Origin of the sequence: Paenibacillus lentus, from assembly GCF_003931855.1 — a bacterium.
Lineage (GTDB): Bacteria > Bacillota > Bacilli > Paenibacillales > Paenibacillaceae > Fontibacillus > Fontibacillus lentus.
Map to the genome: position 1 here is coordinate 838,953 of NZ_CP034248.1, position 20,925 is coordinate 859,877.

The following is a 20,925-nucleotide window of genomic DNA, read 5'->3' on the forward strand; positions in this document are numbered from 1 at the left end:
AATTATGAGAAAAAGCCCTTTACAGCGCCTGCGCACCTCCCTTCTATCGCAATACGTGTTAATTATTGTAACAGCCCTTGTATTTATTCCCGTACTCATTCCAGCCAGCTTTGCAGCCTCCTGGGCCGTGAACCAAATGCTGATTATGAGCGGGCAGGAAAACTATCAACTGCCTTATGGATCCGCATATGAGCTGGAGCAGATGTGGCACCAGCAAGCAAAGGCGCTTGATGGCGCCTCCTCCAAGGAGATTAATGCCAAACTGACCGCGCTCAAGCGGGAATTTCCCGATGCTTCGCTATTCTGGGTCGACGGAGATGGCCTCACACAGCTTCAGCTTCCAGAGCAGCCTGTGCTTCCCGAGAAATGGTCAACCGGGAATACAATCGCCTTCATGAAGGCAGGAATTAATGCTGATCCTTACACCATAGTCGCCTTAATCGGTGGCCACGAGGAGATTGGTCAGGGCTTCATGGTCTTCGAACTGCCTCGCTCTTACCTGACGCCTCAAGGCCGCCCAAGCGATACCCGGTTCTACGGGTTATTCACAGCCCTTATTTTTGGCGTCTTCATCCTGCTGTCCTACCTCTTCTTCCGCGATATCCGTCAACGACTACTACGGCTTGAAGCCGCCATGACCCGTGTCGGGGACAACGGACTTCCAGCACCAACGGCAGAGGGACGGCCTGACGAAATTGGCAGACTGGAACAAGCCTTTAATCATATGGTGGAGCAATTGGAGGAAGGGCGCCGAAGAGAGCGCGAGGAAGAGGACCTGCGAAAGAATCTGATCGCTAATCTATCCCATGACCTGCGCACGCCGCTGACCGTACTGGGCAGCCATCTCTACTCTATTGAAAAAGAGCCTTTATCCGCGCAGGGACGGCAATCCTTATCCCTAATGCAGACGAAGCTGGGTGACCTAGATCACTTAATCGACCATCTGCTATCCTATAATCTCCTAACGAGCGGCAGATACGCCTTGTCTCTAGAACGGCAGGATGTGCACCGCATCGTCAGAGAGAGTGCAGCAGCATGGTATCCGGTCTGGGAAAAAGCTCAAATGGACATTGACATCGACTTGCCCGAGGAACCGCTCAAGTGGGCTGTTGACACGCAGGGCTTCCGGCGCGTGCTGGATAATCTGTTTCAAAATATTGTTCGCCATGCTGGATCAGGAAAATATGTAGGCATCCATGCGATAAGCTGGAAAGGAAGAACCGCTCTAGTTATTACAGATCACGGCCCTGGCCTCCATGCAGATTCGAACGCCAAAGGCGCAGGCCTTGGACTCGCCATCATCGATTTGCTGCTTCAAGAGATGGAGCTTCAGCTTGATACTGAATCCTCGGCTGGTGGAACAAGGTTCATCATATATCCCATCACAAATAAATTTAAGGCACATGATTATGATGAACCACATATCACTTAAAATAATCAGATCTGCCGTATTAACAACCTCTTAACCAAAACTTAAACTGCAGGGGTCACTGCTTTTAAACTTCGGAAGATATGATGGTTTCCGAGGTGATAGCGTGAATGAAATGATTATTCAAACCAAAGGATTAACGAAAAAATACCGCGGACGCGCTGCCGTCGATCAACTGAACCTGGAAATTTCCAAAGGGGATATTTACGGCTTCCTTGGACCAAATGGAGCCGGCAAAACAACGACGATCCGCATGCTGCTCGGACTAATTCAGCCAACAAGCGGATCGATTTCGATATTCGGACAGGAGCTGAGAAAAAACAAACTGAATATTTTGCGCCGAATCGGCTCGCTCGTGGAGTATCCCTCCTATTACGGCCATTTAAGCGCCACCGACAATCTCGAAGCGATCCGCCGGATTCTAAACGTGCCTAAATCACGAATCGATGAAGTGCTGGAAATTGTGTCTCTGGCCAAGGAAGCAAGGCGTCCAGTGAAGGGCTTCTCCCTAGGCATGAAGCAGCGGCTCGGCATTGCCGCTTCATTGTTAGGAAATCCCGAGCTCCTGATTCTGGATGAGCCCACGAATGGGCTCGATCCTTCAGGCATTCATGAAATGCGCGAGCTGATTAAGAACATGCCACGGCAATACGGAATTACTGTGCTCGTTTCCAGCCATTTGCTGGGCGAAGTTGAGCAGATGGCTCATAAGGTCGGCATTATCCGCGAAGGAAAGATGGTGTTCCAGGATACCATCGATAACTTGCGCCTTCAAGCGCAGCATGACATCGAGCTGGTCGTATCCGAGCCGGATTCTGCCATCTGGATCGCCCGCGACCTGGGCCAGATATGCACGATCCAAGGCGGAATCATAACCATCCCAGGCATGAAGGATCCTCAGGTCGCCCATCTCGTCAAACGGCTTGTCGACAACGGGCATGCGATCTACCGGGTAGAGCAGAAGAAGAAATCGCTGGAAGACATCTTCATGCAAGTGATCGGGGAGGGAGCATTATGATGTTGCTGCGCTCGCTTCATGCCGATTTCCTAAAGATACACCGCAAAGGAATATGGTTCCTCATCTTTCTGGCCCCCATCGGTCTCGTCACGATGCAGGGGCTGAACTTCGGACTCCGGTCTGACTATTTATTCAACAGATACAAGGACAATCTATGGGGCGGATTAATTTACAATATCGAACTGTTCGTTCCGATGGCTCTTTTCCTCGGCTGTACCTTGATCAGCTCCTTGGTCGCCAATGTGGAGCATCAAATGAGCTCGTGGAAGCAGCTGCTGGCCCTACCGATTTCAAGAAGCGCTGTATTCCTGTCCAAATTCACACTCTGTGTGCTCCTGTTGACCGCTTCCTGTCTGCTGCTGCCACTTTGTACTGCAGGACTGGGATTCATTCTTGGCTTTGGGCCTGCTCTACCAGTCCAGGAGCTGCTTTCCATGGGCTTTTATCCATATTTAGCAGCTTGGCCGCTATTGGCCCTTCAGCTTTGGCTGTCGCTTACACTTCGCAATCAAGCCCTTCCAGTATCGACTGGCGTAGCCGCAGCGATTATCTCGCCCTTTACGGTGGATTTATCCGCGTGGCTACCGCTCAATTGGCCCACGTTGGCCCTAGGGGGCGACAACCCGTTGCCCTTCATCATCGGCGGCACGGTTTTGGGGCTCTTCATTATGCTGATCAGCCTGCTGCACTTTAACCGAAAGGATGTGGACTGACCATGCGGAATTTTTTGCGAATTTTATCTGCGGAATCGCTCAAAATGTCCCGTTCTGGCATTTGGCTCATTATTCTGGCTAGCCCGCTCCTTTCATTATTAATCGGTGCATTAGTATCCGTGCCTGCGGGTGCTGATCCATGGCCGATCATACTCGGCGCCATGGTCATGCTGCACGGCATGCTGTTCCTGCCGATTATGGCCGGATTATTCGCAGCCTTCATCTGCCGCTACGAGCATACTGGCGGCGGCTGGAAGCAGCTGCTTGTCCTGCCCGTATCGCGTACAGGCGTATATCTCGCGAAATTTGCCGTCGTGACCGCCCTGCTTGCGCTTAGCCAACTCTTCTTCCTAGTGTCTCTGATTGCTGCTGTAAGCTTCCATGATTTCCCTGGTCCTATGCCTTGGGGAATGTTCTTCCGAAGCATTATAGGCGGGTGGATTGCCTGCCTGCCGCTGGTTGCGCTGCAGCTTGGCGTGTCGCTGAACTGGGCGAGCTTTGCGGCACCGCTTGCGCTGAACGTATCGCTGACGATTCCGAATATGCTCATCGTTAATTCGTCCACCTATGGCCCGTTCTATCCTTGGGCTCAGCCACTGCTCGCCATGATGCCAAGCGGCGAGGCTGACTTCGGCGCCTTTAACCTGCCCTACCCAAGCTTGCTGATCACCGTCCTGGGCAGCTTTCTGCTATTCTGTCTAACTGGACTTACCTATTTCCGCCGGAAGGAAATTTAAACAAAGCGTGCGGAGGTAGTTCATTCCCAAGCTGAAGGCATATTCTAGATGCCCCTGAAAGTACGGGGTGACTTTTAAGAACCTGAAAAAGCCCTAAAGAGCCTGAGGGATTCCTCAGGCTCTTTAGGCTCTTTATTCATAAATACCTTGATTTTCAATATTTCGCTTTTCATCCAACTTTACGGGTTCAGCGTTTCACTCCAATCGCGCACCATAGCGCCCTCCAGCAGCTTCTCACAATCCAACGCCGCCATGCAGCCGGAGCCTGCAGCGGTAATCGCTTGGCGGTAGCGTGTATCTTGTACGTCGCCGCAGGCGAACACGCCCTCGACATTCGTCATCGTTGTTCCCGGCTGCACAATAATATAGCCGTGCTCGTCTGTTACAATTTGGCCGCCCAGAAACTTCGTATTCGGCGTATGGCCAATCGCAATAAAAATCCCATCCGCCGGAATGAGCTCTTCCTCTTGGGTCGCATTATTACGGACCTTAAGTCCGGTGACCGCGCCCTGCTCGTCTGTAGACACCTCTATCGGCGTACGATTCAGCGCCCATTCGACCTTCTCATTACCCCGAGCGCGATCCTGCATAATCTTCGAGGCACGCAGCTCATCGCGGCGATGCACGACCGTTACGCTAGCCGCAAAGCGCGTTAAAAAGCTGGCCTCCTCCATAGCTGAATCTCCACCGCCGATGACGATGATTTTTTTGCCACGGAAGAAAAATCCATCACAAGTCGCGCAGGTGCTTACCCCACGGCCCACATTCTCCTTCTCTCCAGGAATGCCGAGATATTTCGCGGATGCTCCGGTAGAGATTATGACCGTCTCTGACTCCAAAGCCTCCCCGCCCTCCAGGGTCAATTTAAAGGGCCTTGTGCCAAAATCCACCTCTTGTACCCATCCGCTTCTGAATTTCGCTCCAAATCGTTCCGCCTGCTTTCGCATCTGATCCATCAGCTCCGGACCCATGATACCTTGCGGAAACCCCGGAAAGTTCTCAACCTCCGTTGTCGTCGTCAATTGCCCCCCAGGTTCCATCCCCTCGATCACGAGCGGATTCAAGTTCGCGCGGGCCAAGTAAATTGCTGCCGTCAGCCCCGCCGGCCCGGTTCCAATCACAATCGCTTTGTACATTAACCCAAACCTCCCTGGTATCCCTTGTGTATTAAATCAATTCATAATTACTTATGATCTATTATGTAATTGATCCTATACACAAGTTTTACCCAAGTCTGGCTTACTTTACCCGCTGGCCTGCAATAAGCCTCCATACTCCCGTGAACTTATTGGACGAAAGGAATTGTACGATTCACTTTCTCTTTAACATTACATACCTGGTCTACCCGCCGGGCATACTTACTGGCCGTAGATGCGGAAATACCGTAGCGCTTGGCGATCTCCTCATAGGTAATCGATTTGCGATGCATTTTGGCGGTCAAGTAGTCCAGTGCTGCTGCCCAGCCTTCAATATGGGCCATCGCTGGAATATCTGGATATAGTCGAGTCAAAAAGTCTACCCACAGCGTTTCGATATCATGCTGTAATTGTAGATCCGAGACTTTCCCGATCCGCTTCACGGCCAAATCGATCACCGCCTGCCATTCACTGCGCCATACCGGTAAGTTGGCACCTATTTTGCTGGGGTCAATCATCGTGGTCCCCCCGTCTTTCCATATAGGTACCGGCCCTTTTACGCCAAGTGAACGCAACACGAATACAGCCATGTCCTTTAAGTAGACATCCTCTTCCGGAATTAGCAAAAATGCCAGGAGCGCTTCCTCAACCTCCGGATCGGCAATCAAGCGAAGCGTCTGAATCACTTGAAGCTTCGTATGATGATCGCCATGGCGTAAAGCCCAAAAGAAGGAAGATCGGATAAGGGGATTCTCCCGGATGTCTGGAGGCAAGCCATTCTCCCATTTTTCCGGATACTTAAGCTGCTCTTCAAAAGGAAGGTTATAATGATAGCTGATCGGAGGATACTGCCCGTGTAGCTCATAATCATCCATTCGGTTTAAATAAAAAGAGGATATACCCGAATCAGGATCAAGCTTCTTCAGCTGCCGCCAGAGCGCTTTGGCGACCGAACAGCGCCCGGTATTGTATGCGGCCACCGCTGCGTAATGATATAAGGTAGGATCGCCATTCACCTCTGGATCTTTAAGAAGCCGCCTAAAGTGCATATAAGCTGCTTCGTGCTCGCCCAAAATGCCCATCGTCGTCGCCAGCTTGAACAAATGCTCCTGATGGAATGGAACGACGATTCGCAGCAGCTCCCTCAGCTTGTCCAGTGCCTCTACATTTCCTTCACGCTGTAAAAATACAGCCAAATTGCATAGACCATGCAAATTACCTGCATCCTGCTCCAGCACTTCGTGGATCGTGTCCAACGCCTCTGGAAATAGCCCCAGATAATAGTAGCCTAGCGCCAAATTGTTACGAGCGGCCAGAAAGTCCGGATACTCGGCAACAATACCCTCCAACAGCTTCACTGCCTGGATGAATTTCCCTTCCTCCAGCAGCTCACGGGCTAAATCGTGCTCGACCATGCCTTCACGCGCTTTGATGCTCTTTAATTTCGTCGGACGATGCAGCTCATACTGCAGCAAATCCATCATTTCTTCGGCTTCTGCTAGAAACTGTCCGCTCTCATCTTCTTCTAAATACGTAATTAATGCCTCTTCTGCCGCTTCAAACTGCTCCATATTCGCATAATTGTTAGCCATATAGAAATAACATTCCGTCATGGACGGATCAATGTCCCGTAAAATGGCGGACAATACGGCATTGGATGCCTCATAATCGCCCATTTCGGACAGGATGCCCGCCATATTGCAATGATTTACCGGATTACCCGGTTCGTATTCCACTGCTTTACGAAAATATTTCAATGCCTTGTCATAGCGATTGCGGTCTAATGATGAGACAGCTCTCTCAAAGAAAAAGTTCGCATCCATAGAAAGCGGCAGCACATTCGTCTGTATGTCTTCCATCTGGACTTTGTTCTTCTTCAATCAAGGCACCTCCTTCTATCCCTATCTCTCCCACACAGTATACCATAGTGGAGGCCCTCCTCCCACGGGGAATCGGGAAGGTAAAATACGGATTGCTTCCGGATTTAGAGGAAAAAACTAATTTATCCAGAAATATAATTTAGATGATAAATTTTACAATAGAGGAGCGAGTTCCAGTGGGGATTTTATGGGAAAACATTGTAGTAACTATATTGATTATCTTAGTCCCTCTAGCATTAATTGCCGGGTTGGCCTTGTGGCTGATTCTAGGCCATCATCGCCACAAGCCTTAAAATGAAAAAGAACCAGAAATCCTCCACGAAGATTCTGATTCTGGCTCTTTTATATGCTCGTAGCATTTCATTCTTAAATTCCACGATCTCTGAACAAAGCTGCAATGGACCCGCCCTCCACGATGAACTGAATCGCCTGGGATAGCATCGGAGCTACGGACAGCACTTTAAAATGGGCAGGCGGCGGCTCCGGCAGCTCGATCGAGTCCGTCACAATGACTTCTCGAATATTCTTATGATGAAGACGCTCCACCGCTTGATCCGAGAACAGCCCGTGCGTGGCACAGACATAGGCGTCATTGGCACCACGTTCCTTTAGCCCCTCCACGACATTTACAATTGTAGATCCAGTATCAATGAGATCCTCAATAATGATCGGTGTATACCCCGCAACATCCCCAATTACATGCGTAATAACCGACTCGTTATGGGCCGGCCGCTTCTTGATCATAATCGCGAACGGTGAATCCAGCCCGCTAGCCAGCTTCTCCGCCATGGATGCCCGCCCGGCGTCCGGTGATACAACGACTGGATTAGATATGTTCTGTGCCTGCAAATATTCTGTCATCAAATCCAGCGCAGTCAAATGATCAACAGGAATGTTAAAGAACCCTTGAATAGCCGGAGCGTGCAAGTCGATCGTTGCTACCCGGCTCGCCCCGGCAGTGGTCAGCACATCAGCCAGCAGCTTTGCGGAAATCGGTTCCCGCGGAGCCGACTTGCGCTCCTGCCGCGCATAACCATAATACGGCATTATGATATTGACCGTCCGCGCCGAAGCTCGCTTGGCTGCGTCAATCATGACCAGCAGCTCAACGAACAGCTCATTGATCGGATGAGAGAGAGACTGCACCAGAAACACATCGGAATTGCGGATGCTCTCTTCATAATGGACATAGATTTCTCCGCTTTTAAATCGGGACAGTTTGACCTTGCCAGGCTCAACGCCTAGCCGCTTGCAAATCTGGGCCGTCAATCTTGGATTGGATGAACCCGAAAAAATTCTCAGCCTGGATTCCATAACATCCTCCTGGATCATTTGTAGTAGTCACTTATGTGCAAGCTCAGAGAGTTCAGGGGCTCAGGGAGCCCCTGCTGCAATCTAGTCCTGCTCCAATTGAATCATTCTGCGCTGCCGTTTCGTGAACGTTGCCAGCTCCCGTACCCCCAGCTGGTACAGTGTAGCACGTGCTACATCCAGATGCTCGCTTAGCTTTAGCGGGTCATGAGCATCAGAGCCAACGGTCAGCGGGATTCCCAACTGAATAGCAGATTCCAGAATACGACGGCTCGGGAACATTTCAGCACAAGGCTTGGATAAGCCTGAAGCATTTAGTTCCATCGCTATCCCCGATTCCGCTATAGCTGATAAAGCGGCGTGCTCTAGTGCCCTTGTCTCCTCCACCTGGGCCGGGCCCGGAGAATAGCCAAAGCGCTTGATGACATCGAAATGACCGATAATATCATAAAAACCTGTTTTTGCCGCCTGACCTATTGCTTTATAATAACGCTCATATACAGCAAAGACGTCCTGACCCTCCCAGTTATGAACCTGCCGGTAATCCGAAATATCCCACTCGCCCAGAAAGTGAACTGATCCAATAACATAATCCCAAGGATAGCCTAGAATAATCTTCTCAATCTCTGCTTCCCAGCCTTCGATATAGTCGCCTTCCAAGCCTACCTTCACATCGATCTGGCCGCTGTACTTCTCTTTAAGAGCAAAAGCCTCTTCCACATAGAGCGGCAGCTCGTCCAGCGCCATCGCCATCTCGGGATAGTACGTCTTAGGGTTCACATGCAGCAGCGGCATATGATCCGATAGACCGATTTCAGATAAGCCGATCTCGATCCCCCTGACCACATATTCCTCCAGACTCCCGACAGCATGACCGCAACGGGCATGATGTGTATGATAATCGATCCAATAATTGCTCTTCTTAGCCATTCCCGATCCCTCGCTCTAGTTTCTCGGTGCACACTTCCGTGTATAAATTCCCCTGAAGCCCTATCTAATCACGGCGCGGCCGTTCATGACGGCGCTCCAATTCCTGCATAATGTCGTCGAGCGGCAAGTTTCGCTCACACAGCAGAACGAGCAAGTGGTAAATTAAATCGCTGACTTCGTAACGCAGCTCGTCATTATCTCCATTTTTGGCGGCGATAATCGATTCCGCAGTTTCTTCGCCTACTTTTTTAAGAATCTTATCAATCCCTTTTTCGAACAAGTAGGTGGTATATGCCCCTTCCGGGCGCTCTTGATAACGCTCCGCGATCAATTGCTCCAGCTCGCTCAGCACGGCAAATCGGCCGCCTACCTCACTCCCCGCTGCAGGGCCTGAACCACCCGTCGCTTGATCTCCGGGCGCTGAGGCTGCTGCTACGCGATAGAAGCAGCTATCTTCCCCGGTATGACAAGCCGGGCCTTGACGCTGAACCTCCACTAGCAAAGTATCGCCATCGCAATCATAACGAAGGGACACGATCTCCTGCGTATGGCCTGAGGTTGCTCCCTTATTCCACAGCTCGGAGCGCGAACGGCTCCAAAACCAAGTCTGTCCCGTCTCCAGCGACTTCTTCAAGGATTCCCGGTTCATGTAAGCCAGCATCAGCACGTCCTTCGTGGATGCGTCCTGCACGATAGCCGGAACGAGGCCGCTCTCGTTCCATTGAATGATCTCTTCCAGCTGATTCAGCGGAAGCTGCTGCTTAAGTTGCTGAGTCATCGTATTTCCACTCCTCTGGATATCAGATCCTTTTTCAAATCAGGGATCGCAATCTCTTTATAATGAAAAATCGTTGCCGCCAAGGCGGCATCCGCCTCTCCTTCTGTCAACACGTCGTAGAAATGAGATACTTTCCCCGCGCCGCCGGAAGCAATGACAGGAATGCCTACAGCACGGCTGATGGCTTTCGTTAAGGATAGATCAAATCCATCTTTCGTGCCATCCGCATCCATACTTGTTAGCAAAATTTCCCCCGCGCCTCTCGATTCGGCATCCTGAGCCCACTTGATTGCGCTCATCCCCGTCGCCTTACGTCCCCCGTGGGTGTATACCTCCCAGTCCTTCAGCTCCTCGCTATATTTTGCGTCAATCGCGACTACGATACATTGAGAACCGAAGCGCCGAGCCCCATCCGAAATCAATTCGGGATTCAGCACAGCCGCTGTGTTAACGCCGATTTTGTCCGCGCCCGCTCGCAAAATTCGCTTCATATCCTCTACCTGAGAAATGCCCCCGCCTACAGTGAAGGGAATGGAAATTTCACCAGCGGTTTGCTTCACGACCTCAACCATCGTCGCTCTACCTTCATTCGAAGCGGATATATCCAGGAAAACAAGCTCATCCGCGCCTTCCCGGTCATACAGTGCCGCTAGCTCCACCGGGTCACCCGCATCCCGCAGATTTACAAAATTAACACCTTTTACAACCCGCCCGTCCTTCACATCAAGGCAGGGTATAATTCGCTTTGCGAGCATAATGGATCATTCCTCTCCAATTGGAATCTCAGTTTCTCTCAGTTTCGATATATTCGATATATAAGTTCATACGATTTATTGGTTTATCCTAGTCCATTGTAAGGTCCATTCCTGCAACCCTCATACGAACCTATTTCAAAGGCCCAGACTAGTCCTTAATGGCCTGAATTGCGGCTGCCAAATCGATGTTGCCAGTATACAATGCCTTGCCCACAATCGCACCGCCCACGCCCTCCTGGGCATGAGCTGCAAGCCGAACCAGATCGTCCTGAACCGTCACCCCGCCTGAGGCGATTACGGTGCGCCCCGAGGACTTGGCCAGGGCAACAATCGCCTCCACGTTAGGCCCCTGCATCATGCCATCGCGAGAAATATCCGTAAAGATGAAGGTTTCCGCTCCCTTGGCGGCCAATTCCTTCGCAAGCACCTCGGCTTGAACCTCCGAGGTTTCCAGCCAGCCGCGCGTGGCCACAAAGCCATTACGGGCATCGATCCCGATGGCGACTTTATCGCCGTAAGTTCCGAGCACGGATTCCGTGAACTGGCGATCCTCAATCGCTGCTGTACCAAGAATGACCCGGCTTACGCCAAGCGACAGCAGGCGCTTCACATCGTCCAGCGTACGCAGACCGCCGCCGACTTGAACGGGAACCTGCACGCTGCGAGCAATTTCTCCGATCAGTTCATCGTTCACCGGGTGCCCAGCCTTCGCACCGTCCAAATCAACCAGATGGATGAACGTACCGCCCTGGGCCTCCCAGGACTTAGCCACCTCCACCGGATTATCATTATATACCGTTTCACGTCCATAATCGCCCTGAACCAGGCGGACACACTTGCCTCCCCGAATATCAATCGCCGGGTAGATGATAAATGAAGACATAGATTACGTTCCTCCGCTCTATACATTTCCTCTGCTATAGAGGTTATTAATGCCTTTACAACTATACAATCTGATCTGGTGAGTAAATGATCGTGTCTTTGACCGCAAACCACTTGCTCGTCTCCGAAAATCGATCCATGAATACATAAGTCTACGATCAATTACATAGATCCGATCAGTAAGTCAATTTAGCCCACCTAAACCCACTAAACTCACCTAAACTCATCCATACCTTTCAACCGATAGCGCTGTTTTTCCTATTTAAGCGCTATGTTGAGCCAAGGCCAAGGCCAGGAAGCTCTGCAGCAGCGCCATACCGTGCTCCCCGCTCTTCTCGGGGTGGAACTGCATGCCGTATACGTTGCCACGGCCCACAATCGCCGTCACCGGATGACCGTAGTCGGTCACGGCGAGAAGATCCTCCGCAGCTTGCGGCTTTACATGATAGGAGTGGACGAAGTACACATGTCCTTCATCCAGCCCCGCAAGCAGCGGACTTTCCGGCTGCAGGAACTTCAGCCGGTTCCAGCCCATGTGCGGCACCTTGTATGGGCCGCCCGCAAAGCGCACCGCCCTGCCCGGCAATAAGCCGAGGCCCTCGTTGCGTCCATGCTCTTCGCTCTCGTCGAAGAGCAGCTGCATACCGAGGCATATGCCGAGCAGCGGTGTGCCGTTTGCGGCGGCCTGCCGCACAACGGCGTCCAGCCCGGTGCCGCGCAGATGCGCCATGGCGTCGCCGAAGGCGCCTACGCCAGGCAGCAGCACGCCGTCGGCACCGAGAATCGCCGCAGCGTCGCTCGTGACGAGCCCCTCGTAGCCGAGGCGCTCGACCGCTTTGCTGACGCTATGCAGGTTGCCCATTCCGTAATCAACGATGGCAATGGCCAAAGTTAGAGCACTCCCTTCGTTGACGGAACGCCGCTCACGCGCGGATCAATGCTTGTAGCTTCATCGATGGCGCGTCCAAGTGCTTTGAACACGGCTTCGATCATATGGTGCGTGTTCTGTCCGTAATGGACAATTACATGCAGCGTTACCCGTGCCTCCAGCGCCAGCTTCCACAAGAATTCCTGTACGAGCTCCACATCGAAGCTGCCTACCCGGCTGGACGGATACTCCGCGCGGTATTCGAAATGCGGCCGGTTGCTGCAATCAATGACAACCTGCGCCAGCGCTTCGTCCATCGGAACAAATACGCTTGCATAGCGTTTAATGCCTCTTTTATCGCCCAGCGCTTCCCGCAAACACTGCCCGAGGCAAATCCCGATATCTTCCACCGTATGATGATCATCAATTTCAATATCACCATGCGCATCTACCGTCAGATCAAACTGACCATGCTTTGTAAACAGGTCGAGCATATGATCCAGAAATGGCACATCGGTCTGGAGATTAGCTTGCCCGCTGCCATCTATCGAAAAGCTCAATTTAATATCCGTCTCATTCGTCTTACGGCTAACGCTTGCACTCCGCTCTCTTGTCTGTTCCTGATTGGTTGTCATTATTCATTCCCTGCCTTTCCTTCTTTACGCATTCGAATTTCGATCGCTCGCGCATGGCCTTCCAGCCCCTCACGGCGCGCCAGCTCCATAATGGTCTCACCGTTCGTTAACAAAGCTTCTTTACTATAGTAGATCAAACTGGATTTCTTAATAAAATCATCTACATCCACCGGAGATGAGTAACGTGCCGTTCCATTGGTAGGAATGATATGATTCGGTCCGGCAAAATAATCCCCGACTGGCTCCGAGCTATACGGCCCAAGGAAAATAGCACCCGCATTTTCAATCAGGCCAAGATATGCTATCGGTTCTTCGACAATAAGCTCAAAATGCTCCGGCGCCATCTGATTAATAACGCTGATCCCCTCTTCAATCGAATCCACTAGAAGAATGACTCCGTAACTATTGATCGAAGCTTCTGCAATCTCCCGCCGCGGCAGCTCTGCCAATTGACGCTGAACCTCATCCCGGCAAGCATTGGCAAAGGCTTCAGAAGTGGTTACCAATACGGCAGATGCCATCTCATCATGCTCGGCTTGCGACAACAGATCCGCGGCCACATAAGCCGGATCGGCGCTGTCGTCGGCCAGAACAGCAATCTCGCTTGGGCCCGCAATGCTGTCAATATCGACAGCACCATAGACTTCCCGTTTCGCAAGCGCGACATAAATATTTCCAGGCCCGCAAATTTTATCAACAGGCGCGATGCTCTCTGTACCGTAGGCAAGGGCTGCTATAGCCTGCGCTCCACCTACCCGGTAAATTTCATTCACTCCTGCTTCCGCTGCGGCAACCAGAATATATGGATCGATACCCGCCTTGCCATTGGTCGCCGGCGGAGTCACCATGACGATTTCCGGCACGCCTGCTACTTGTGCGGGAATGACGTTCATCAGTACCGAGGAGGGATAAGATGCCTTGCCACCAGGCACGTAGACGCCAACTCGCTTGAGCGGGCGAATGATCTGACCTAGAATGCTCCCGTCAGGCTGCAAATCCATCCAGGAATTACGCTTCTGCCGCGAATGATAGGCGCGAATATTCTCCGCCGCAGCCGATATTGCCGATACAAAAGAAGGCTCTACCTGTTCGTAAGCCGCCCGTAATTCCTCCTCCGTCACTCGAAGCGATTCCGGTGCCAGCTTCATTCCGTCCAGCTGTTCCGTATAATTTAGAAGCGCGGCATCCCCTTCATTTTTCACAGCACTAACGATGGCTTTGACGATCGCATTTTGCTCCGCTGAACCGTAGTCCACTTCCCGCTTCAGCTGAAATTGTCCCGCCGATACGATTCTCATCCCTGTTTGCCTCCTATCATTCACTAACATCCATTCCCATATTTACGAAGCTTTCTTTCCCTGTTCTCATGCATTTTCGCTTGTCTGTCCTTCTACCGTTCGTCCATCTCCGCCCTAGCTCTCGATTCCCGTGCCTTGAATAACCCGGTTTAATGCGTCGCATACCGCCTGGATTTCGCCGTTCTTCATGCGGTAGCTAACTCGGTTTGCAACTAAACGACTTGTAATTTCAAATATACTCTCCATTTCCACCAGGCCATTTTCCTTTAATGTCCGACCAGTTTCCACCATATCTACGATCCGATCAGCCAGGCCGATCAGCGGTGCCAGCTCAATAGAGCCGTTTAACTTAATGACTTCCACCTGCTGGCCCTGCTCACGGAAATACTGCGAAGCTACATTTGGATACTTGGTCGCTACACGTTGGTGAATGCCAGGCTTCCAATCCGGCAGCGCAATGACCGACATCCGGCAGCGAGCGATCCCCAGATCAAGCAGCTCATACACATCGCGATTTTCTTCCATTAGCACATCTTTACCAACGATTCCGATATCCGCCACCCCGTACTCGACGTAAGTCGGCACGTCCACAGGCTTTGCCATAATAAATTCCATGCCGATCTCCGGCAAAGAAATAACGAGCCTGCGCGACTCATCCACGTCGCTAGGAATAGATAGTCCCGCTTCACGAAATAATGCCGCTGCCTGTTTATATATACGCCCTTTGGGCATAGCCACCTTAATAATTTCTCCCAAAGCTTAAGTCCTCCCTTCTTGCCATATACAGGTTAGAAACTTACAAAGCTGCGTATCTCGCCATAAGCTGGCCCTAATGGGCCGCTACGCACATTTTGTGCTACCGTTTCCGTTTCAGATAACAAATCCTCCGGTTTGTCGGTATGCTTCATGAGTACGCTTCGTCCTTCACTCCGCAGACGAGCCGCTTCAGCAAAAGCCAACTTGCGATTCGTCGCATCGTATTGCAGCAAAATCGGCAGCTCCCGCTCGGTCTGAATGCCGCCTACCCCGTCCAGAATCCGATTTGTCTTGAGCGAGAAGCCCGTAGCCGGTGCCGGACGGCCAAATTGCTGGAGCAAATTATCGTAACGCCCGCCGCTGCACACCGGAAAACCAAGCTCAGCCGCATATCCTTCAAAGGTCATTCCCGTGTAATACGAGAAGTCCCCGATCATCGTTAAGTCGATCATGACATGCTGCGCGACCCCGTAATCCTCAAGCGCATCCCATACTTGAGCAAGATGCTCGATCGAGGACTGTGCCAGGGAATTGCCGCTAAGCTCCAAGGCCTGATGGCATACTTCCTTCCCACCGCGCAGCTTAAGCACGCCTTCTAGTTCATTTCTCTGTTCTTCGGTCAGAGACAGACTCGCCAGCGTCTCACGGTACCCGACGTAATCGCGGTGCATCAGCACTTCCTTCAATGTCTCCCTAGCTTCCTCTCGATCAGGAATGGCATCCTCGAGCAATCCGTTCAGAAAGCCGACATGACCCAGGGCGATCTTGAAGGTCGTAACCCCCGCTGCCTGGAGTGAGGATACAGCCAGGGCTACGACTTCGGCATCGGCCTCTGCAGAATCATCGCCGACAAGCTCTACGCCTGTTTGGAAGAACTCTGCTTCCTTCCCCGCTTCCTCTTCAATGGCCCGAAATACGTTCGCATGGTACGACAATCTAAGCGGCAGAGGCTCATCCCTTAATAATGAGGAAACGACCCGCGCGATGGGGGCAGGCATGTCTGAACGTAGCACCATTGTGGTTCCTCGATTATTGAGCAGCTTAAACAGCTTCTGATCTGATGTTGAGCTAGCCACGCCAACCGTGTCGTAATATTCCATTGTCGGTGTCATTATTTGACGGTACCCCCAGCTGGTCATGCAGTCCAATACACTACGTTCTATGGCCCGCAGCTTCTCTACCGCAAAAGGCAAATAATCGCGCACACCAGCCGGTTTTTCAAATCCCTTCGGTTTAGACAAGACTTTCACCTCTTCTATATATAAACTGAATTATAAATTTCTTTATCATATTAAAGTGCTACCATACTACCAAATTAAAGGGTATGGCATATTTTATCATACTTACTTCTTAATCGTCAATGTACTAAGTTTTTGACTGCACCTGGATTTCAAAATGCCATCAATTACAACTTTAACATACCTGCGCCTATTTGAAAGGGAGTCGGATAAAACCGTTTATGGCTCTTCGACGTCTTAACATATAGATGCAAATTATTCCCCCGACTTATAGCATGGAGATGTATACAGAAAGGAGCAAGAACGTGCAAGAAAAAGAATGGGCTGCCGCCGCATGCCTTGGAGACGAAGATGCCTTCTACAAGCTGGTATCTTCCCACAAAAGAAAATTGTTCGGCATCGCCCATAGCTATTTGAAAAATGAGGCCGATGCCTTGGAGGCCGTCCAAGAGGCTATTTGCCGCGCCTGGATCAAATGCAAGCGGCTGCGTGACCCGGCAGCCTTCGTACCGTGGCTCATTCGCATCCTGATTAACTGTTGTCATAATGAGCTAAGGTACCGCAAAAGAACTTTGCCTCATTATACCGAAGCATCGCAGGAGAAAATAGAAATGATCAGTGTTTACAGACTGGATCTCGAACAGGCGCTCGATCGCCTAAAGCCGAAATATCGTGATGTACTCATGCTCAAGTATTATCAGGATATGACGTTAACTGAAATCGCCTTTATTCTGGGTCGGCCTGAAGGCACCGTGAAAACCTGGCTGCATCAGGGATTAAAGCAAATACGGGAACATATAGGAAGGAGAGGTGAAGGATACGATGAGAAACCATCATTTTGATCGGGAATATGCTCAGGAAGAAAAGCTACTGACAGATTATTATAAGTCCCATGGTACCGCTGCCACCCAGATCGATGAGGAAAAATTAAATAATGCACTTCTCGCAGGTATCGCAGCGGGAAATTCCCGGCCAAAGCAACTCACTCATTCCTATCCTTGGAAACTTGCAGGCACAGTACTTGCTTGCTGTTTGATCCTTTTCGGCGGCTGGCAGGCTTGGGTGTTGGAAAAAAAAGAGCATTCTTCATTTCATGCCTCCCATTTGGATATACCAAGCTTCGTATACAACAGAATGACGCACACGCATAAAGACGCAGCACGACATGGATTGTATCAGCCTATCAACGAGACGGTCACGCAGGGCGATTATCAGGTAACTATAAACGGGGTTCTTGCTGATCGTACAGAGATGATTATATTTTATACCTCGGTTAATTTACCGGGGAATGTCCCTATTTCTCCCCGAGACGCCAAATTTCTGGATACCGGAGGAAATCACCTGAATGTTGGGATAGATTATTCTTCAACAACCCCCCGACCAGGAACAACGACAAATGTCCAGCATGGTGAATTTACACTTTCATTTCATAAAAACGATATACCAGAGCAATTCATTTTCTCGGCAAAATGGGGTCACAATCAGGCATCTGATGCTGAACATGAACTCATTGAGTTCCCTATTCTGCTTGATTCCAGTAAATATGCTAATTTGGAGCATAGAATCACGGTTAATCGATCGGCAACGATTGGACAATATATTTTTACTGTTACAGACATCATGCTTTACCCATTAACGACAAGAGTCAATGTCCAAATCGAATCTGCCGGGGAGAATCTATACCAAGGTCTGATCGAACCGGTTCTATGGGTAACTCAGGAGGGCACACGAAAGTCCATTCCTATGCAAATGTCTTCGACAAATGCAGGCTCAAACCAACTTCTCATCCAGTTTGACAGCCTGTACTATTCCGATTGGCAACAGCTTTCATTTGGTGCCTCTGGAATGGAGGAATCGTTAGGGGAGGATTTAGAACTTGTACTCGATACGGAAAAACAGGAACTGATTTCTTCTCCGAACGATTCCATTCGGCTTGAGCGCATAGTTCCAAACAAAGAATTTATTGATCTTTATTTTGAGCTTGATTTGGTTTCCGATCAAAGGGTTGTGCGCTTCGAACTAGATGAAGAGTTCATGGATGGAAACGGGGAAAAACACTCATTAATTGGGGGCCGTTCCAGCTCCCGATCAGATAAATTCCAAACGGTTAACTATAAATTAAAACCGGGAGACTACGCCCAACCGTTGACCTTAAAACTGCTTTCCTATCCGGGAACAGACATCAACCAAACTTTTGAAATTCCGCTTCTCTCCGAGAACAATCCAAAGAAATAAGAACTGCACTCTCATTCCCATCCTTCCCGCAGTTAACCAAATATCTCACCTAACAACAATAAAGGATCGCCTAAGGGCGATCCTTTATTGTTTCACTTCTTTTTGTACAGTTCTTCTTGTGCTGTAACTACGGTCTCTGGAGCGGCTGCCTGTGGTTTGCGCTCGATCAAGCGAAGCGGGTTTCCGCCCACGAAGGTTCCAGGCGCCACGTCCTTATGAACGATCGATCCGGCAGCTACGACCGCACCGTCTCCAATCGTGACACCGGGTAATATCGTCGTATTGGCACCAATCATAACCTCATCGCCAATATGAACTTCCCCCAGCCGATATTCCTTGATCAGATATTCATGTGCCAGGATCGTTGTATTATAGCCGATCACCGAGTTACGCCCAATTGTAATCAGCTCTGGGAAGAATACATCCACCATAACCATGAGGCCGAACGCGGTGTGCTCACCCACCTTCATTCCCAGAATGCGGCGATAAATCCAGTTCTTTAGCGGTAGCACCGGACAATACCTAGCCAGTTGGATGAAAATAAAATTTTTGACACCCTTCCATGGACTTACCGTACGGTACAACTGCCATAGTGCATTTGACCCCTCTACTGGATAACGCTGCACTCTCCTCACTTCTTCTGTAGCTCCCATCCTAATACTCCGTATAAATCTAGCATGTCCTCCAGAATATAATCCGGATTGTACTTCTTCAGTTCCTCTGCCCCTTTAAGAGACCAGGCTACGGCGGCTGAGAGAGCACCGGCTGCTTGGGCTGACTTAATATCTGCAGGACTATCCCCGATCATGATCGTGCGCTTTGGATCAGCATTTAGCTGCTCCATGGCCTTCAGGACCGGCTCTGGGTGCGGCTTCGGATGTGTCACATCCTGTACCGTAACAATCGTGTCCATATATTTCACTAATCCGAACAACTCCAATACACGCATCGTTGACGGTCTAATCTTAGTCGTAACGATTCCAAGCTTAATTCCTCTGTCTTTCAAAGTAGAAATCACTTCGTCTACATGGGGAAATCCCTTGACCATCGTATCGTGATGTATCGTGTTAAACGAGCGGTAATCGGTTACCAGCTCCGAGACATCCTGCCAGCCCGAGAAAGCCTGAAATTGCTGTTCCAACGTCATCCCCATATAAGGGATAATCTGCTCCCGGGTACGCGGCTGCTTATGCTTGTCCAATACATGCTGAAAAGACGCAATAATCAGTTCGTTCGTATCGATAATCGTTCCGTCTAGATCAAATAACACCGTGTCAATCTTCAATTTAAGCTACTCCTTTTTCTGTTCCTCGTCTTTCCTTGTCTCAGAGATATCCTCACCCTGTGCCTTCTCATTTAGAACTTTCTTGTTCAGAGCGGCTGTACCCGATACATTCTCAATCTCCTGAATCTTCGTAGAAGCGATTGGATCACTATACCTTGGCAAATGAGGTACCCTTCTGCGCCGAACAACAATACAGACGAGAGCAATAACAATAATAACCAAACCCAGCAATTGAGATATACGAACATTCCCATAGTTGGGATCCAAATATCCGTGTTCGAACCCTAGCCATAGCATGGGAGACCATAACCCGTCTACGAAGGATACTAGCCACTCTGGTCCCTTAAACGCCAAGCTATCCGTCCGAAGCGCCTCAATAAAGAAGCGGCCGATGGAATACCAGATGAAATAGGAGAAGAATAACTCTCCAGCCCGCAGAAATTTCTGTCTTCTCAACACGAAAAGCAGTACTAAGCCGACCAAGTTCCATACCGATTCATACAAAAAGGTGGGATGACGGAATATTCCCTCTACGTTCATCTGGTTAACGATAAAAGACGGCAAATGCAAATAGTCACTTAAAAAGGCTTCCGTCGTCGGCCCACCATAGGCCTCCTGGTTCACGAAGTTCCCCCAACGGCCGATCATCTGCCCTACGATCAGGGAAGGTGCGCAAATATCGGCGATTCTCCAGAAGTTATAACCGCGTCTTCGCACCAAAATCACCGCACATATAATAGCGCCTATAAGCGCACCATATATGGCTATGCCGCCTTCCCAGATCTTAAAGACATCCCAGAAATTATCCTTATATTGATCCCATGTAAAAGCAACATAGTAAATCCTAGCCCCGATGATAGCCGATGGAACCCCGAGCAGCAGCAAATCCATGAAAAACTCCTGAGGAATCCCGAAGCGCTTTCCCTCACGGATCGCCAGGAGCAACCCGGCCAAAGCACCGGTACCGAGAATTAATCCATACCAGCGTACAGCGATACTTCCAATAGAAAATGCGATTGGATCCAATAACAAAGTGCCCAT

At 50.3% G+C, this 20,925-nt stretch carries 21 protein-coding genes; 6 read left to right on the plus strand and 15 right to left on the minus strand.

Annotated elements, in window-relative coordinates:
• Positions 1–4: 4 nt before the first annotated feature.
• The 4 genes from EIM92_RS03815 (at position 5) to EIM92_RS03830 (ending at position 3,897) form a co-directional block, all read left to right on the plus strand.
• Positions 5–1,432, plus strand: coding sequence for a sensor histidine kinase (locus EIM92_RS03815; RefSeq protein WP_211344424.1), 1,428 nt, complete (start codon positions 5–7; stop codon positions 1,430–1,432).
• Positions 1,433–1,535: 103 nt separating this feature from the next.
• Positions 1,536–2,447 carry an ABC transporter ATP-binding protein gene (locus EIM92_RS03820; RefSeq protein ID WP_125081560.1) on the plus strand — a complete coding sequence of 304 codons (912 nt, stop codon included), beginning with the start codon at positions 1,536–1,538 and terminating at the stop codon, positions 2,445–2,447.
• Positions 2,447–3,160: an ABC transporter permease gene (locus EIM92_RS03825; protein ID WP_125084992.1), complete on the plus strand. Its 714-nt coding sequence runs from the start codon at positions 2,447–2,449 to the stop codon at positions 3,158–3,160. Before EIM92_RS03820 ends, EIM92_RS03825 begins: the two co-directional genes overlap by 1 nt.
• Before the next feature lie 2 nt (positions 3,161–3,162).
• Complete coding sequence (locus EIM92_RS03830) at positions 3,163–3,897, plus strand: ABC transporter permease (RefSeq protein WP_125081561.1); 735 nt, start codon at positions 3,163–3,165, stop codon at positions 3,895–3,897.
• A gap of 179 nt (positions 3,898–4,076) precedes the next feature.
• On the opposite strand, the gene trxB is transcribed toward EIM92_RS03830, so the two are convergent.
• The 12 genes from trxB to EIM92_RS03890 form a co-directional block, all read right to left on the minus strand.
• Positions 4,077–5,033 carry a thioredoxin-disulfide reductase gene (gene trxB / locus EIM92_RS03835; RefSeq protein ID WP_125081562.1) on the minus strand — a complete coding sequence of 319 codons (957 nt, stop codon included), beginning with the start codon at positions 5,031–5,033 and terminating at the stop codon, positions 4,077–4,079.
• Positions 5,034–5,182: 149 nt separating this feature from the next.
• On the minus strand, positions 5,183–6,913 hold the full coding sequence (locus EIM92_RS03840; RefSeq protein ID WP_425464172.1) for a tetratricopeptide repeat protein: 1,731 nt from the start codon (positions 6,911–6,913) through the stop codon (positions 5,183–5,185).
• A gap of 366 nt (positions 6,914–7,279) precedes the next feature.
• Positions 7,280–8,227, minus strand: coding sequence for a ribose-phosphate diphosphokinase (locus tag EIM92_RS03845; protein WP_125081563.1), 948 nt, complete (start codon positions 8,225–8,227; stop codon positions 7,280–7,282).
• Between the two features lie 81 nt (positions 8,228–8,308).
• A complete protein-coding gene (gene hisJ, locus EIM92_RS03850; protein ID WP_125081564.1) occupies positions 8,309–9,154 on the minus strand; it encodes a histidinol-phosphatase HisJ in 846 nt (281 codons plus the stop codon).
• Positions 9,155–9,218: 64 nt separating this feature from the next.
• Positions 9,219–9,932 carry a bifunctional phosphoribosyl-AMP cyclohydrolase/phosphoribosyl-ATP diphosphatase HisIE gene (gene hisIE / locus EIM92_RS03855; protein ID WP_125081565.1) on the minus strand — a complete coding sequence of 238 codons (714 nt, stop codon included), beginning with the start codon at positions 9,930–9,932 and terminating at the stop codon, positions 9,219–9,221.
• Complete coding sequence (gene hisF, locus EIM92_RS03860; protein WP_125081566.1) at positions 9,929–10,687, minus strand: imidazole glycerol phosphate synthase subunit HisF; 759 nt, start codon at positions 10,685–10,687, stop codon at positions 9,929–9,931. The genes hisIE and hisF overlap by 4 nt, the downstream gene beginning before the upstream one ends.
• A gap of 148 nt (positions 10,688–10,835) precedes the next feature.
• On the minus strand, positions 10,836–11,570 hold the full coding sequence (gene hisA, locus EIM92_RS03865; RefSeq protein ID WP_125081567.1) for a 1-(5-phosphoribosyl)-5-[(5-phosphoribosylamino)methylideneamino]imidazole-4-carboxamide isomerase: 735 nt from the start codon (positions 11,568–11,570) through the stop codon (positions 10,836–10,838).
• Positions 11,571–11,831: 261 nt separating this feature from the next.
• On the minus strand, positions 11,832–12,458 hold the full coding sequence (hisH, locus tag EIM92_RS03870; RefSeq protein WP_125081568.1) for an imidazole glycerol phosphate synthase subunit HisH: 627 nt from the start codon (positions 12,456–12,458) through the stop codon (positions 11,832–11,834).
• Positions 12,459–12,460: 2 nt separating this feature from the next.
• Positions 12,461–13,072 carry an imidazoleglycerol-phosphate dehydratase HisB gene (gene hisB, locus EIM92_RS03875; RefSeq protein WP_125081569.1) on the minus strand — a complete coding sequence of 204 codons (612 nt, stop codon included), beginning with the start codon at positions 13,070–13,072 and terminating at the stop codon, positions 12,461–12,463.
• The gene (hisD, locus tag EIM92_RS03880; protein WP_125081570.1) at positions 13,072–14,370 is read right to left on the minus strand and encodes a histidinol dehydrogenase; all 1,299 of its coding nucleotides are present in this window, start codon (positions 14,368–14,370) and stop codon (positions 13,072–13,074) included. Before hisD ends, hisB begins: the two co-directional genes overlap by 1 nt.
• A gap of 114 nt (positions 14,371–14,484) precedes the next feature.
• Entirely contained in the window at positions 14,485–15,126 is a 642-nt protein-coding gene (hisG, locus tag EIM92_RS03885; RefSeq protein ID WP_125081571.1) for an ATP phosphoribosyltransferase, read from the minus strand.
• Positions 15,127–15,158: 32 nt separating this feature from the next.
• Positions 15,159–16,367, minus strand: coding sequence for an ATP phosphoribosyltransferase regulatory subunit (locus tag EIM92_RS03890; RefSeq protein WP_125081572.1), 1,209 nt, complete (start codon positions 16,365–16,367; stop codon positions 15,159–15,161).
• Between the two features lie 302 nt (positions 16,368–16,669).
• On the opposite strand from EIM92_RS03890, the gene EIM92_RS03895 reads away from it, so the two are divergent.
• On the plus strand, positions 16,670–17,206 hold the full coding sequence (locus tag EIM92_RS03895) for a sigma-70 family RNA polymerase sigma factor (protein ID WP_211344425.1): 537 nt from the start codon (positions 16,670–16,672) through the stop codon (positions 17,204–17,206).
• Positions 17,187–18,599 carry a DUF4179 domain-containing protein gene (locus EIM92_RS03900; protein ID WP_125081574.1) on the plus strand — a complete coding sequence of 471 codons (1,413 nt, stop codon included), beginning with the start codon at positions 17,187–17,189 and terminating at the stop codon, positions 18,597–18,599. Before EIM92_RS03895 ends, EIM92_RS03900 begins: the two co-directional genes overlap by 20 nt.
• A gap of 92 nt (positions 18,600–18,691) precedes the next feature.
• Here the strand turns inward: EIM92_RS03900 and EIM92_RS03905 are convergent, their stop codons facing one another.
• Genes EIM92_RS03905 through lgt form a run of 3 tightly spaced genes read right to left on the minus strand, consistent with a single transcriptional unit; the run spans position 18,692 to position 20,925 of the window.
• Positions 18,692–19,234, minus strand: a complete 543-nt coding sequence (locus tag EIM92_RS03905) for an acyltransferase (RefSeq protein ID WP_125084994.1) — start codon at positions 19,232–19,234, stop codon at positions 18,692–18,694.
• Positions 19,231–19,884: a pyrophosphatase PpaX gene (gene ppaX / locus EIM92_RS03910; protein ID WP_125081575.1), complete on the minus strand. Its 654-nt coding sequence runs from the start codon at positions 19,882–19,884 to the stop codon at positions 19,231–19,233. The genes EIM92_RS03905 and ppaX overlap by 4 nt, the downstream gene beginning before the upstream one ends.
• Before the next feature lie 6 nt (positions 19,885–19,890).
• Positions 19,891–20,925: a prolipoprotein diacylglyceryl transferase gene (gene lgt, locus EIM92_RS03915; protein ID WP_125081576.1), complete on the minus strand. Its 1,035-nt coding sequence runs from the start codon at positions 20,923–20,925 to the stop codon at positions 19,891–19,893.

Excerpts from the sequence above, each read along its gene's own strand:
- EIM92_RS03815 (WP_211344424.1), top strand. The coding sequence starts at position 5 with ATGAGAAAAAGCCCTTTACAGCGCCTGCGCACCTCCCTTCTATCGCAA.
- EIM92_RS03825 (WP_125084992.1), top strand. The coding sequence starts at position 2,447 with ATGTTGCTGCGCTCGCTTCATGCCGATTTCCTAAAGATACACCGCAAA.
- EIM92_RS03830 (WP_125081561.1), top strand. The coding sequence starts at position 3,163 with ATGCGGAATTTTTTGCGAATTTTATCTGCGGAATCGCTCAAAATGTCC.
- trxB (WP_125081562.1), bottom strand. The coding sequence starts at position 5,033 with ATGTACAAAGCGATTGTGATTGGAACCGGGCCGGCGGGGCTGACGGCA.
- EIM92_RS03845 (WP_125081563.1), bottom strand. The coding sequence starts at position 8,227 with ATGGAATCCAGGCTGAGAATTTTTTCGGGTTCATCCAATCCAAGATTG.
- hisJ (WP_125081564.1), bottom strand. The coding sequence starts at position 9,154 with ATGGCTAAGAAGAGCAATTATTGGATCGATTATCATACACATCATGCC.
- hisIE (WP_125081565.1), bottom strand. The coding sequence starts at position 9,932 with ATGACTCAGCAACTTAAGCAGCAGCTTCCGCTGAATCAGCTGGAAGAG.
- hisF (WP_125081566.1), bottom strand. The coding sequence starts at position 10,687 with ATGCTCGCAAAGCGAATTATACCCTGCCTTGATGTGAAGGACGGGCGG.
- hisA (WP_125081567.1), bottom strand. The coding sequence starts at position 11,570 with ATGTCTTCATTTATCATCTACCCGGCGATTGATATTCGGGGAGGCAAG.
- hisB (WP_125081569.1), bottom strand. The coding sequence starts at position 13,072 with ATGACAACCAATCAGGAACAGACAAGAGAGCGGAGTGCAAGCGTTAGC.
- hisD (WP_125081570.1), bottom strand. The coding sequence starts at position 14,370 with ATGAGAATCGTATCGGCGGGACAATTTCAGCTGAAGCGGGAAGTGGAC.
- EIM92_RS03900 (WP_125081574.1), top strand. The coding sequence starts at position 17,187 with ATGAGAAACCATCATTTTGATCGGGAATATGCTCAGGAAGAAAAGCTA.
- lgt (WP_125081576.1), bottom strand. The coding sequence starts at position 20,925 with ATGGGCACTTTGTTATTGGATCCAATCGCATTTTCTATTGGAAGTATC.